Genomic DNA, 13,869 nt, shown 5'->3' with positions numbered 1-13,869 from the left:
TTTTCTTCCTTGCTTTGATGACAAATGCAGCAGCTGCTCCCCTTATTCCTAAGGCTATATTTGCATCCAATCCATATGCTTTGGCAGCTCCACAGGTACAGGCCAAACAGTCTTTGGCTGGCGCCATTACCATCAGTTGGTCGCCTGTAGCGAATGCGACGGGGTATGTTCTCGAGAAGTCGAATACAGGGGAGGCAGGAAGTTTTAAAGAACTGGAATCCTTTTCTGCTTCAGACCACAGCTTCCGGAACACTGGCCTGTACTATAGCCAAAAAGTATACTACAGAATGAAAGCCGTCGCTGACGGTGAGGAATCAGCTTATAGCCAGGTGGTGAGTGCCACCACGCACGAGCAGGGCTACACCTATATAATAATGCCCCTGGGCGACTCCAACACAGAGGGTGACGGTGGCGCACTGCCTGAGGTGGAAAGGATAGGGTACAGAAAGGAACTGTACAGGCAACTGGTATTAGATGGGAGGTCAGAAGGCTATGCCGTTGATTTTGTCGGTAGCCAGCGCATGGGCGGTGCTCACGCTGAAGCATTCCGATTAAATAACGGCTTTGAGCTGGACATAGACCATGCTGGTTTTGGCGGGGCCAGAGATGAAGATATCGTCCGGCTTTTGGCTGATGGTGAGTTTGACTTTTACAATACTGGTGTTATGCGGGGGCCTGGCGGAGGTCCTTATTTAGACAAGTATAGCCCGGATATTATCCTGCTGCACATTGGCACGAACTGGGTAGATGGCAGTGAAAGCGCCATGAACGATGTGAAGAATTTACTGGACCAGGTAGATTTGTATGAAGCGCGTGCAGGGAAAGAAGTGACCGTTATTGTGGCAAAGATAATCAGGCGCGTCTGCTATACCGATGCAGATGGGAACAGACAGTGCAATACCCCAACAGAAACAGAAAACACCCTGAAATACAACAGCATGTTAGATGGCTATGTGAAAGAGCGCATTGCCGCAGGCGACAGGCTTGAACTAGTGGACATGCAGGATGGTGCCGGTATCGATTACAGGTATACGTTCCATGGAGGTGATATGGCAGACTACCTGCACCCGGCGCAGGAAGGCTATGATAAAATGGCCCCGGTGTGGTTTGGCGTATTACAGCAGCTGTTGGAGATGCAGGCAGAAACAGCTCCTGACACGCAGGCTCCTGAGACATCCATTGCAGCCAAGCCACTCGAAATTTCAAACAACAGTGTGGCCTCCTTTGGTTTTTCAAGTAACGAGGGCGGGGCGGGGTATGAGGTTAGTATAGATGGTGCGGCGTTTTCGGCTGCTTCTACACCGTATAGCATTGAACTTGCTGATGGGATCCATACCTTGCAGGTAAGGGCAAAAGACGAGGCTGGAAACACTGATTCCACGCCAGCTGCCTTTACCTGGACAATCGATACGCAGGCACCGGATGCCCCGGTAGTGGCAGGTCCAGCTTCCGGTGCTTTTTTAAATATTGCCAAACCTGTTATCTCCGGTACAGCCGAAGCTGGAAGCGAGGTGAGCATCACTGTAAACGGTACTGCCATCGGAACAGTTACTGCTGCCTCCAACGGAGCCTGGTCGCTTATTCCGACAGCAGCGCTTGCAGAAGGCAGACACCGGGTTACTGCCAAAGCCACGGATGCCGCAGGTAACAGCAGCCCGAACAGCACCACCACCTCCTTTACCATAGATACACAGGCTCCTGAAACTGAAATCGCTTCCGGCCCTGCAGCAACTTCAGGCAGCGGAGAGGCCACCTTTAACTTTAAGAGCAATGAAGCCGGGGTTAAGTTCCTTGTAAGCCTGAACGGTGCTGCTTTTACAGAGGCCGCTAGCCACTATACATTACAGGGGCTTGCAGATGGCCCGCAAATATTAGCTGTACGTGCCATAGATGCCGCCGGAAACACAGATGCAACGCCCGCAACCTACAGCTGGACTATTGATACACAGGCGCCTGCCGCACCGTCCATCACCGGAATAACCGAGGATAGAGGGCCTTTTGCGCATGATTATATAACGTCTGATAACACCCTAAAGCTATTTGGTGAAGCGGAGGCCAATGCAGACCTTACCCTTTTCGAGAAAGGCATCATAGTGGGTAAAGTGAAGGTTACCGGCACAGGTAGCTGGGAGTTTAACTATACAAATGAGGCTCTTGCACAAGGTGCTTATCGCTTTACTGCCGCTGCCACCGATGCTGCCGGAAACACAGGAACCGTAAGCGCTGACTTTGTGGTGCAGGTAGACCTTACAGCCCCAACTGTGCGTCTTTCAACCACCAGTAATTCTACTGTAAAAGAAGCATTCAGTATAAGCATCATGTTCAGCGAAGAGGTGTATGGTATTTCAGCGGATGGTTTTAGTGTGACGAATGGTACCCTGAGTAACCTGGCCTCATCAGACAAATCAACCTATACTGCTACAGTCACACCGACCAATGATGGTGCTGTGCGAGTGAGCCTTGCAGCTGGTAAAGTAATGGATATAGCAGGTAATACAAACGAAGCATCTGATGTGTTGGAGGTTGAGTATGATGTTACTCAGCCAAAAGTAGTATTAGCTTCTGATGCCCCGGCCACAGTAAATGCCCCGTTTATTGTAAGCTTTACCTTTAGCGAAGCTGTAACAGGCTTACAATTGGAAGACATCACCCTGGACAATGGCACTGCCAGTGATTTTACAAAGGTAAACGCCTCTCTTTATAAAGTGAGCATAACCCCATCAGCAGATGGAGAAGTAAGTGTACGTGTGCCAGCAGACAAGGCCTTCGACGGGGCGGAGAATGGAAATGAAACATCTGCTACTCTCACCAGAAAATATGATGTGCAGCGGCCAGCGGTCGTGCTGCATTCAGATGCTCCGGATCCAACAAACGCTGCCTTTACTATTAGGATCAGGTTTAGCGAAGAGGTGAGGGGTTTTGGGAAAGACAACCTAAGCGTAACAAATGGTGTTGCCTCTCAGCTGAATAAAGTAGATGATCTGACGTATACTGTGTTGATCACGCCCGGCGAGGGTGGAGCGGTGGCGGCACGTGTGGCAGCCAATGCGGTACAGGACTTAGCAGCAAACGGTAACGAGGCATCAAATGAACTCACGCTGGTATACGATGCAGGTTTGCCTGCTGTAAGCATAAGCACAACTGCACCAGAAAAGACAAACGAAGCTTTTACGGTTGTTTTCCATTTTAGTGAGGCTGTAAGTGGCTTTGAGCTGTCTGATATCGCACTCACAAACGCAGTAGCCGAGAACCTGACGCGGATTTCTGATCAGCAGTATACGGCGGTCATCAGGCCTGCCCAGGATGGGATGGTGGTAACAGCTGTGCCTGAAAACAAGGTGCAGGACGCCGCCTCGAACGGAAACACAGCCTCTAACAGGCTGGAGCGTCTGTATGATGCCACAGCCCCTGGAGGTTACGTAATCCGGTTTACTGTGAGTGAGGTAAACGTAAGCAACCAGACACATGTATCCTTAGAGGTAACAGGTGCTGAGGTAGGAGCAAACTATACCTACCGTATAAACAGCGATAACGGAGGTGGCGAAGTAACCGGAACAGCAATTGTGTCCTCCTCCTCCTTTACTATTCCTGACCTGGACTTATCTGGTCTGGCAGATGGCCTGTTAACCGTGCGCCTACACCTTATAGATGCACAGGGGAACAAAGGAGAAAGCGTGACAAGCCAGGTGGAGAAACTCACCAAGAATATAGCCGCTGTAAGTGATTTGCCAGGTATCAGAGTGCCTTTTAAAACAAAGTTTAACAAAGTGCCCCTGCCTGACAAAGTTGAAGTGACTTTTACGAACGGAGATAAAGAAGACCTCAAAGTTAAGTGGGACGAAGGCAGCTATAATGAAACAGTAGCTGCTATCTATGTGCTAACCGGGCAACTGCAACTTAAGGAAAAGATGTCGAACACGAATAACTTGATGGCCCGGATCACAGTGGAGGTAGAAGCCAATCAAGTTCCTACTGCAATCAACTTAAGTAACCACACATTCGAGCCGGACATTAACCCGGGAGAGGCAATCGGTTATTTCTCTACCGAAGACCCCGATGACGAGGAGTTTACCTATACCCTGGTGTCAGGACAGGGAGATGCACATAACCAGTTCTTTAAACTTGATAACAATCACCAGCTGCACCTGAAAACCAACCAGGGCCTGTCGGGCATGGACTCTTTCACTATTCGTATCAAAAGCGAAGATCCTTATGGTAATGCCATAGAACAGACTTTCACGCTTACCAAGGCGCTATACCAGCCCGAGGACAAGATCAAACTGGTTAATGCCTTCTCTCCTGATGGAGATGGCATCAACGACTTCTGGATAGTGCCTGAACTTCATTATTATAATCAGGTGGAAGTTGAGGTGTTTAACAGAGCGGGGGTACGGCTTTTCCACTCCAGTAACCCGGAAGAAGGCTGGGACGGAAGAGGTGAAAACGGCAGCATATCGGCAGGCTCCTACTTCTATATTATACAGGTGAAGGACATAAACCTGGTGCAAAAAGGAGTGGTAACGATTCTAAAATAGTAGCAATGAAGAAACTTTTACTTTTGACCTGCCTTGTCTCACTCGTGTGGGATTTACAGGCCCAAAGCGGGAAGCAGTTCGCAAATTTTTCTCAGTACAAGCATTACTTCAACCCGTCACTTACCGGGTCTGATGGGTCTGTTATAAAAAGTATATACCGCAACCAATGGACAGGCTTTGAGGGCGCTCCCAACACCGGGCTGGTGTCAGCCGAGATTGGCACAAGTATGTTTGGCCGTGACAACCGGCGGAATCATTTCCGAAGAGAGGACAGGGGCGGTTCTTTAGAGAGTATAAGTGCGAAGCATGCTTTAGGGCTTACAGTGCTAAGCGATCAGTTCGGGCCACTGAAAGAAACGCAGTTTGCTTTAAGCTACGGCTCAGGGGTAAGGCTGTCAGAGGCTTTGAGTCTGAGATGGGGAGTAGCGCTGACTTACGCGGCGCAGCGCCTGGACGGCAACAGCCTGACGGTAGATCAGAAAGATGATCCTCGGTACAACAATGTATTGGGCAGGCAAAACCGCAGCAGTAAAGGGGACATAAACCTTGGCCTGTCGTTGGTGAGCCCGAATTATTACCTGGGATATGCCTTGCAGGATATAACACAGGGCAGGATGCTAGCCTCCGGAGACAATTTTATGGAGGATGCCTACACCCTCAGGCACATAGTACAGGCTGGCTACCGGAGGAACATAAGCAATCACCTGGGCTTCACTGTTAACAGTATTTACTCTCTTGATAATACGAGGGGATCTGTGGTAGAAGGCCAGGTAAAGGCGGTCTATCAGAATATGTTCTGGGTAGGCGGTGGCTATCGGAATGATCTCGCCTATAACCTAACTGCAGGTGTGCGCTTTAACCAGTTTCATGTGGGCTATGCATACGAGTCGCCTGTTCAGAGCGCCCGCGGCATAGACAAAGGAACAAATGAAATTACACTTAGTTACAGCTTAATGCCGCAGAAGGGGAGGCGCAACAACCAACTTTCTGTTTGGTAAAGTGGAGGGTGGAACAGAGCACTCAGTTTGCCTGCTTGCCTTTACTGTTACCTGGCTGGTACTGTAGAAAGAGAGAAATATTGCCAAATGAAATTGGGTTTAGCAATTTGCCCTGAACCAGAAAGGTTTAAAATCGTAGTCTACATAGATATTTCGCTTCACCTTTCTTCAGCGGGTAAAGTTGTTGTCGGAAAGGCAGGGACTACCCGAAATACCATTCAGATAAATGCCTTGGATGTGTTTTCTCAGCTGTCTGTCACCCATATAAACTTTAGTAGAAGCAGCGCATGAAAAATGTTTACCCCCCCGTTCATACCATTTTATCTACACCATATCCGGCCACTCTTTTCGGTTCGGATCGTTCCTGCGTTTTAAAGCCGCTTTTCTTTCTTTTTTTTGCCTTACTTATGTGCGGAAAGGCAACAGCTGCCGGAACGGCCGATTTTGAAACTTGCCCTCCTGGGCTACAGCATCACTTTGGTTTCGATGAGCAGCAGGATGGGGGTTATGTGGATGGCGTGAGCGGTAACAAAGCACTTTGTCCAAGCTGTCCTTCCACTGCGGCCAGCCTTTTTGGGGGAGCCCAGCTTTTCGGCAACGGGAATAAGATCAACTTCACCGATATAGATAATTTTAACTGGGGTCTGGAAGGTAGCTTTACCATTGAGTTCTGGATACAGACCACAGCTAGGCCGTCTCAGAATATGGTGGTAATTGGGCGGAATGCCACGGAATCCAGCATGATGTGGTGGGCTGGGGTAGATACGGAAGGGTATGCTGTTTTTGAGCTCTGGGACAAAGAAAGAAACGGGTTTTCCATGAGGCACGAGGGCAAAAAGGTAAATGATGGTGAATGGCACCATATAGCCGTGGTGCGGGACAATAATATGAAGTTCAACATACTCTACGTAGATGGTTTTGCGGTAGAGGGCTTTGAGTATTTCTACAAAAAAGGGTTCGAAAGCGCCGCTCCTGTAAATATCGGATACCTGAACCTGGACAAGGGCTATCACTATACCGGCCTCCTGGATGAGCTGATGGTGTATAACCGGGCCCTCGAATACACCGAAATAAACGAGCAGTACAACAGCGGAGCCGGCAGTTACTGTGGTCCTAAAGAAATAGCCCCTCAGATTGTCTCAGATCCGAAAACCTTTGGTGTTGAAGGGCAGACATATACTTACACTATAAAAGCCACCGGGAGTCCTGCACCTGCTTACAGGCTGGTATCTGGCCCCGCCGGCATGGCCGTGAACGCCTCCACCGGTGCTGTGGATTGGGTGCCAGCCACGCCAGGCAAATTTAGTGTAGTGGTGAAGGCTGAAAACAGCACAGGGCAGGACGAGCAGCAGTACGAGATCACGGTAAAAAAGGGGATGGACGAGCAAAACGGCATCCTGCATCACTGGATGCTGAACGAATCTCAAGGTTTAACCTATAAAGACTTTTATACCCCCTACGATGCCCACAGTGAGCAGGCCACCAGGCCAAGCCCTGTGTTTGGCGTAATTGGCAGCGGGCAGAGTTTTGATGGAGTGGATGACGAAGTAGATGTGAGTCAAAGTATGAACTTCGACTGGGATGCTACTGATAACTTTACTATAGAGCTTTGGGTGAGGTCTACCACCGGTACTACACCTGATAATAAAGTGTTTATAGGTAGAGATGCCAAAGACACTTACGGGCATTGGTGGCTGGGATCCGACGATAAAGGGTATGCAGGGTTTCAGCTTCGGAATAGTGATTACGATGGGGGGTATATAGGAAGTAGTGGTCCTAAGTTAAATGATGGCGCATGGCACCAGGTGGTTGCTGTTCGAAACAGTAATAGCAGCCTGAACAGCCTGTATGTGGACGGCAAGAAAGTGGCAGAGAAAAGTTTTACCTACCGGAACGGGTTTGCTACATTGGCGCCAGTAAATATTGGCTACCTTAACCGCTCCCATGGCTACTACTATAAAGGAGACCTTGACGAGGTAAAGCTGTTTGGCAGAGCACTGTCAGCTTCTGAAATTCAGGAGCGCTACGCAAAGGTATCTGATGCCATAACAGAGCTTATCTCATTCGAAGGCCGCTTTGTCGTGAATGAGGTGAATCTGGATTGGGAAACAGCGGCAGAGTTTAACAACGATTACTTTGTTGTTGAACGAGGGACAGGCGAGGACGACTTCATTGAGATAGGGAGAGTAACAGCAACGGGTACTACAAACCAGCAGTCGGCCTATCGCTTCGTAGATGAATTTCCCATGGATGGCCTGAATCATTATAGGCTGAAGATAATGAAGAAGAATGGCTTGTTCACGTATTCACCTACTGTTATTGTAGAAAAAGCGGGATTTAATGCCTCCTCTTTTTTCGTATACCCGAACCCCTTGTCAGGCGGAGATGTCAATATAAAGGTTACAAACTTGCCTAAGGGGGAGAATGTGATATTTATGATGAGTGACTTCTCAGGTAAGAAGCTCCTTCAGGAGGATGTTACCACTGATGCCGTGGGAGTTGTTCAGATGGTGTTGCCAATGCCTGATAATATAAGGTCCGGTATATACCAACTCTCTATGATCACTAAAAAGCAAACGATTAGCCGCAAACTGGTGGTGGTGCGGTAAGTCTGCAGCTTTGCCTGCGTAGCAGAAATCATTGTCTGCCTCAGGATGCTGCTGGCAGCTGTGTTACTTCCAAAAAAGCATCAAGAAAAAAGGGCCTGCAAATTTGCAGGCCCTTTTTTCTTGATGCTAAACTCTTTATTTTTTGATTATTTTAATGCTCTTGCTGCTTCCCGCTGTATCAGTGTACTTCAGGATGTATAAGCCAATTGGTAAGCTTACCCCCGAAAGGTTTATCTCAAGGCTGTTGTTTGTCAGCTCGAGGCGCTCTGCTCTGTAAACTACTTTACCTGTCTGGTTCAGCAGCACGACTTCCTGCAGCGCCACTTCCTGGCCACCCAGGTTCAGGGTGATGATATCCTGGAACGGGTTAGGGTAAGCAGTAGCTTTTTCGAAAAATGGTTCTGACGTTGCTGCTTTGGTTATAGCATTTGTTGAAGTAGAAGCCAGTTTCTCAGTTATCGGCGATAGATGTTTTCCTGCGATTGGAGCCTCCATCTTTCCACCAGATAGCTGCCATGCCACTGCCAGATTGCTGCCGCCCCAGCCTTGCTTGTGCAGCGCTTCGATGTAGTAACGCTTGCCAGCTTCCAGTCGAACGGATGCTGATTTCTGAGATGAGAATTTATCCCACTGACGCGAACTGGTCCAGCCGTTCACAGAAGCAATCTTTTTCTTGTTGTCCGGGTTCTCGTCCGTGCTCAGCCACAGTTCGGCATCGTCGTCGCCAGCAATCCAGAAAGTATACTGTCCGCTTGATGGGGCCGTAACATAGCCTCGTATCCTTTGGGCGGAATTGGTACCTTCATTGGCAGGGGCCTCGAAAGAAGTCAGTTCCGTGATCCGATTGGGTGTGTCTGTCACGGGCACGTTGCTTATATCGCTCCCTTCAACGCTTGACCAGTATTCGCGGGTAATCTTACCTGTGCTGGTAGCGCCAGCAGTCGGAGTTGTGATGATTGTAGTTGGAGCAGTACTTCCTGGTGTTGAGAGCCTGTTGCCTGCGATTGGCATCTCCTTGGCGCCGCTCGGTAGCTGCCAGCCTACTGCAAGGTTGTCGCCGCCGCCACCCTCCAGGTGCAATGCCTCAATATAGTAGCGTTTTCCAGCCTCCAGGGTGATTTTAGCTGACTGCTGCCCGCTGTGCTTGTTCCATTCACGAGAGTTGGTCCAGTTGCTTACATAGGCAATCTTCTTCTTTCTGGAAGAGCTCTCATCGGTGCTCAGGTAAAGTTCAGCTATATCGTCTGCTGCTATCCAGAAGGTATACTGACCACTTACCGGGGCTGTTACGTAGCCTCGGATTCGCTGACCATAATTGTCACCTATGTTAGCAGGAGCCTCGAAAGAAGTAAGTTCTGTTACACTCTTCGGAGTGTTTGCCACTGGTATCACGGTTATATTATCTCCGTGAACATTATTCCAGTACTCGCGGGTAATTTTGCCTGTGCCGCTCGTAGTCCCGGTTTCGGTAAGAGTTGGAGTAGTTGTAGTTGGCTCTTGGGATTTACCTGCTACAGAAACACGAACAGCAGCAGATACGTTTGTTGCACCATCGTTATCGTGCGCCTTAGCAGTCAGGCTGTAGGCTCCTTGGGCAGCATTTTGCCAGTTAAAGCTATATGGTGCGCTGGTGTCCTCTCCAATTTTTGTAGATCCCTCATAGAACTCTACTTTAGCGATAGACCCATCATTATCATTTGCATTCGCCTGTATCGTTATTGCGCTACCCTCTTCAAATCCAGAGTCAGCAGATGGTGAAGCAATAGCTACTGATGGAGCCTGGTTAGCTGGAGAAGTACTGGCAGCGCCATTAGGGCCAAGTACTATCCCATTTTTGCTAAGCTTGTTCTGCCACATTGTGTACTCATCCTTCTCATGCTGTTTAGTTACTTTGCCAGACATGAAGGTGTTGTTGTAGTTTCCTACTGTTCCATCCGGAAAGTAGTTCTGGTTGTACAGGTTCTGAGCACCAGTTGCCATAACACCGATCAAGTTATCGTGTACAGCGTTATTGTGAGTTACCTTCTTTTTATAGTAGTCGTAGCCGTAAAATCCGATGTTATGGGTGTTTACAGGCGTTCCATCGCTTAAAAGAGCAGAAGTTATTGCTCTGTTATTATAGATTTCAATGTTATTACCGCCTGCAATAGCATAGTTATAGTTGCTCAGGTTTACTGTCTGGTTGTTATAAATCTTTACATATGCAGTAGCTATAGCGTTCGGATCGCCCATGCCGTCCTGGTACCAGGAATCAGCAATGATGCCGCCACCGGAGAATGTGCTTGAAGTGGCAGGGTAAGGATGTGCCCCTTGTATATAGTTATTATGGATTTTGATAGGAGAGCCTGAGGTACCACGGGCGTTTGACAGGTTGATATTATCTTCAACTAAGGATTTATCAGGCTCATTGACTACCTGGTTCCAGGCTATCTCAGCATTACTTATGCTGCCTCTGAAGTTGAACTGTGTGAACTGAGAGTGCTCACGAGCGCCGCCGTATACACGTCCGTCAATATTTTTTGCTATGTTATAACGGATTCTTATAGTTTCTGATGAAGAACCATTCCCCTCATAGCGTACACCCACATAAATACCGGCTGTACTTTCCATGTAGCAGTTCTCCACTACCAGGTTCTTGAAATTATTCACTGTCACGAATCGGCGAGGCTTCTTATAGTCTTTGTAAGGTGTTGGAGTCAGGCCATAACCGTTTGTGTGGCGAACGGTCAGGTTCACAGAGTAACCCCAGGCCTTGATCAGGTAACCAGCACCTTTGATGTTTGAGTTTTCAATAATTACAGGCTCGCTGGTTTGGATTTCCACGGCTGCAACTTCCGAATTTTTAGACTCCCAGTTGCCTTTGTAGGTACCGCCCTTCTTTATTACGATAGGGCCACTATAGCTTTGTGCTATAACATTAGATGGGAGGAAGGCAAAGAGAGCATAAGTTAAAAGAAGAATCAACACCCTCGGGCATGCTTCTTTGGTGAGAGAAGAGATGGTTGTGTGCATTACTTGGGCTAGAAGTTGAAAATTATATTTTTCCTTGTTTTGCAATTTTAAAAATCCTGATGAAGCCTTTAACTGAAGCACCTTTTTCAGAACTATTTTATTGTTTTAACCTTATTTTTAAGATGATAAAATCTTGTTAAATAAGTCATATATTAATCGTTACAAATATAGAAAGGAAAATTTTACATTTCCTAATATTAAATCTTAATCTCTGTATAAAATTGCATATTGTTGTTAAAGTTAAATTTTTAGAAATATAAAAATATCATATATAATGCTATTGATGCTGTTAATAGATTATTTATTTGATTTAACTTTGTTGTGGATTATTCGAAAATTTATATTGCAAATATTGCCAAAATTTAGATGAATTTTGTGGTAAGTGTGCAGTATGTAAATAGATTAATATATTTGAGGTGAAATATTGTAACACGATAAAGTACAACAATATTGTTATAGCCTGTTATTTAGATATAACAATAACTTCAAAAACGTGTATTTGTACTTTGTGAAGTGGGGAGTATTTCCACACATTGTGGAATAGCTAAAAAAAGCAGCTTTTATGAGCTAAAAAGGAGGGGAGAGGTTCTACAAAGTGTGGAGAGGTACTGGTTTATCGATCCCGTTGCGGACCAATTTTGATGTGGTTTCGGCGGAGTTTTTCCTGCCATAGCCTGTATTCCTGTTGCTCCAGCTGCTTGGTTACACTGTCTGGTAACACAAAGTTGTCATACTCTGCGGCGGCAACAAACGTGCTGTCAGCTATCTCGTTCCGCCAGGTGCGGGTTTCGCCAAGCACAGCCAGCGTGTTATGATGGATGCTGTTGTTATAGGTGGTGTGCATCTTATAGTAATCCTTGGCCCATATGCCACTCGTCCAGAAATGATATGGCTCCCCATCATCAAAAGTAGCGGCTACTATGGCCCGATTATGATGCATCTCTATATTGTTGCCGCCTGCTATGGCCAGGCAGTAGTTGCCCAGGCCTACCAGGTGGTTTTCATATACCTTCAGATATGCGGTGGCTGTAAGTGAATCGGCAGCGGGGGAGTCGCTTATAATGCCTCCTCCGGAATACGTCTTTAGGTGTAGGGGATAAGGGAAAGCCCCTTGTATGTAGTTGTTGTGAATGCGGATGGGGGAGGAGGGCGTTCCGCGGGAATTGTAGATGTTAATGTTGTCTTCTACAGCAGACAGCCCCGGCCTGTTAATTACCTCGTTCCACGCTATTTCTGCATAAGGAAGCTCACCCCTGTAGTTGAACTGCACAAACTGCACCCTATACTTTCCATCGTGGATCTGGCCATTGATATCGCGGACCTTGTTGTACTGTATTTTCACGGTTTGCTCCGGGCTACTGTTTCCGGTGTACTGCACGCCCAGGTAAATGCCGGCTGTCTCCTCCATATAGCAATGCTCCACCACCACATTCTTAAACTCATCTACCGCCAGGAAGCGGCGTGGCTTTTCATAATCGGTATAGGGGGTGGGAGGGAGCCCATAACCCTCTGTATGAAGCACCGTAATGTCTGCGCCATACAGCAGGCTCTGAATCAGGACACCGGCCCCGCGTATGCTGGAGTTGATGATTACGACGGGCTCAGCGGTACGAATATCCACGGCAGGAACATCTGAATCCCGCGATTCCCAGTTGCCGCTATAGGTGCCGCCTCTGGTAATAACCAGTGGACCGTCGTAGCTTGAAGAGGCTAACCTCGAGGAGTAAGTGGGCTCATGCAAAATAGCGTAACCTGCCACTGCAAGGGCCACGGCCAGCAGAAAAAGAAAAAACCACCCCTTACTTCGCGATTTAGAGTAAGGGGTGGTATGTAAGTGCGTGTAGCAGTGCATTTACTTTATTATGTATCCGAATATTCTACGGACATATCCATTGGCAAGGTGAAAGGGGACGTAAGGTGTTGGGCAGTTTTTAAGTGTAAATCGGGTGAAGTCCCGTAAGTTGCCGCCTCCTTTAATATCGAATAGGTGCTTGTAGTAATTCTTTAGACTTTTCTCCCTTCTGATCTCCCGCTCTCCGCTTTCATCGGGGTAGGTATATAACCTGGCGTCGTAATTTACGAAAAGCTGAAAGCCCGCACGCCTTGCAGAGTGAGTGAAGTCATAATCTGCAAGGTAATGCGGGAGCCTGTCCTGATCAAGAAGCCCTATTCTTTCGAAGATGGCTTTCGGTATCAGTAAGCCGCGGCCAGGTAAGTGAGTAACAGGGTGTAGCCCGTGCTGTTCTTCTTCCGGAAGAATATCCAGCACATGGTCTATCCTGTTAAGCAACCAGTTTAGCCGTTCTCCTCCAAAAATAGGTTTCCTGGTGTGTACATCCATCTCCAATGCTCCCAGCATAGCTGCAGGGTACTTCTGATGCCAGCGGAACATGTTTTCTATCAGGTGCTCATCGGCAATCACGTCATTGTTCATGGTCATGAGCAGGCTAGCGCCAGCTTTCATGGCATGCCGCAATCCCAGGTTCACCCCGGCTGTCCAGAACAACGACCCATCTGCCCTCAGTACTTCTACTTCTTTGTAATCCGACTGAAGCATCTCCCCAGTGCCGTCCGTTGATCCATCATCCACTATCGTTACTTTATAGTTGGTGTTGGTCTGTGCCCTAAGCGACTCTAAACATGCTTTTGTATGTTCTTTCCTGTTAAAGACAGGAATCACAATGTGTATCGGCTCCATATTCACTTTTCAACTTA

Annotated in this window: 6 protein-coding genes; 3 read left to right on the top strand and 3 right to left on the bottom strand. The window is 47.7% G+C overall.

What is annotated here, in order from left to right:
- Positions 1–80 precede the first annotated feature (80 nt).
- The 3 genes from DXT99_RS18140 (at position 81) to DXT99_RS18130 (ending at position 8,142) form a co-directional block, all read left to right on the top strand.
- Positions 81–4,535 carry an Ig-like domain-containing protein gene (locus DXT99_RS18140; protein WP_181885168.1) on the top strand — a complete coding sequence of 1,485 codons (4,455 nt, stop codon included), beginning with the start codon at positions 81–83 and terminating at the stop codon, positions 4,533–4,535.
- A gap of 5 nt (positions 4,536–4,540) precedes the next feature.
- Positions 4,541–5,533: a PorP/SprF family type IX secretion system membrane protein gene (locus tag DXT99_RS18135; RefSeq protein ID WP_115567002.1), complete on the top strand. Its 993-nt coding sequence runs from the start codon at positions 4,541–4,543 to the stop codon at positions 5,531–5,533.
- Between the two features lie 287 nt (positions 5,534–5,820).
- Entirely contained in the window at positions 5,821–8,142 is a 2,322-nt protein-coding gene (locus DXT99_RS18130) for a LamG-like jellyroll fold domain-containing protein (RefSeq protein ID WP_115567001.1), read from the top strand.
- A 135-nt stretch (positions 8,143–8,277) separates the two neighbouring features.
- On the opposite strand, the gene DXT99_RS18125 is transcribed toward DXT99_RS18130, so the two are convergent.
- From DXT99_RS18125 to DXT99_RS18115, 3 genes are all read right to left on the bottom strand, one after another.
- On the bottom strand, positions 8,278–11,154 hold the full coding sequence (locus DXT99_RS18125; RefSeq protein WP_115567000.1) for a PA14 domain-containing protein: 2,877 nt from the start codon (positions 11,152–11,154) through the stop codon (positions 8,278–8,280).
- Between the two features lie 613 nt (positions 11,155–11,767).
- The gene (locus DXT99_RS18120; RefSeq protein WP_246000820.1) at positions 11,768–13,006 is read right to left on the bottom strand and encodes a glycosyl hydrolase; all 1,239 of its coding nucleotides are present in this window, start codon (positions 13,004–13,006) and stop codon (positions 11,768–11,770) included.
- Positions 13,007–13,852, bottom strand: coding sequence for a glycosyltransferase family 2 protein (locus DXT99_RS18115; protein ID WP_115566999.1), 846 nt, complete (start codon positions 13,850–13,852; stop codon positions 13,007–13,009).
- Between the last annotated feature and the right edge of the window lie 17 nt (positions 13,853–13,869).

Origin of the sequence: Pontibacter diazotrophicus, from assembly GCF_003367245.1 — a bacterium.
GTDB classification, from domain to species: domain Bacteria; phylum Bacteroidota; class Bacteroidia; order Cytophagales; family Hymenobacteraceae; genus Pontibacter; species Pontibacter diazotrophicus.
This window is presented reverse-complemented; position numbering and strand designations above follow the sequence as displayed.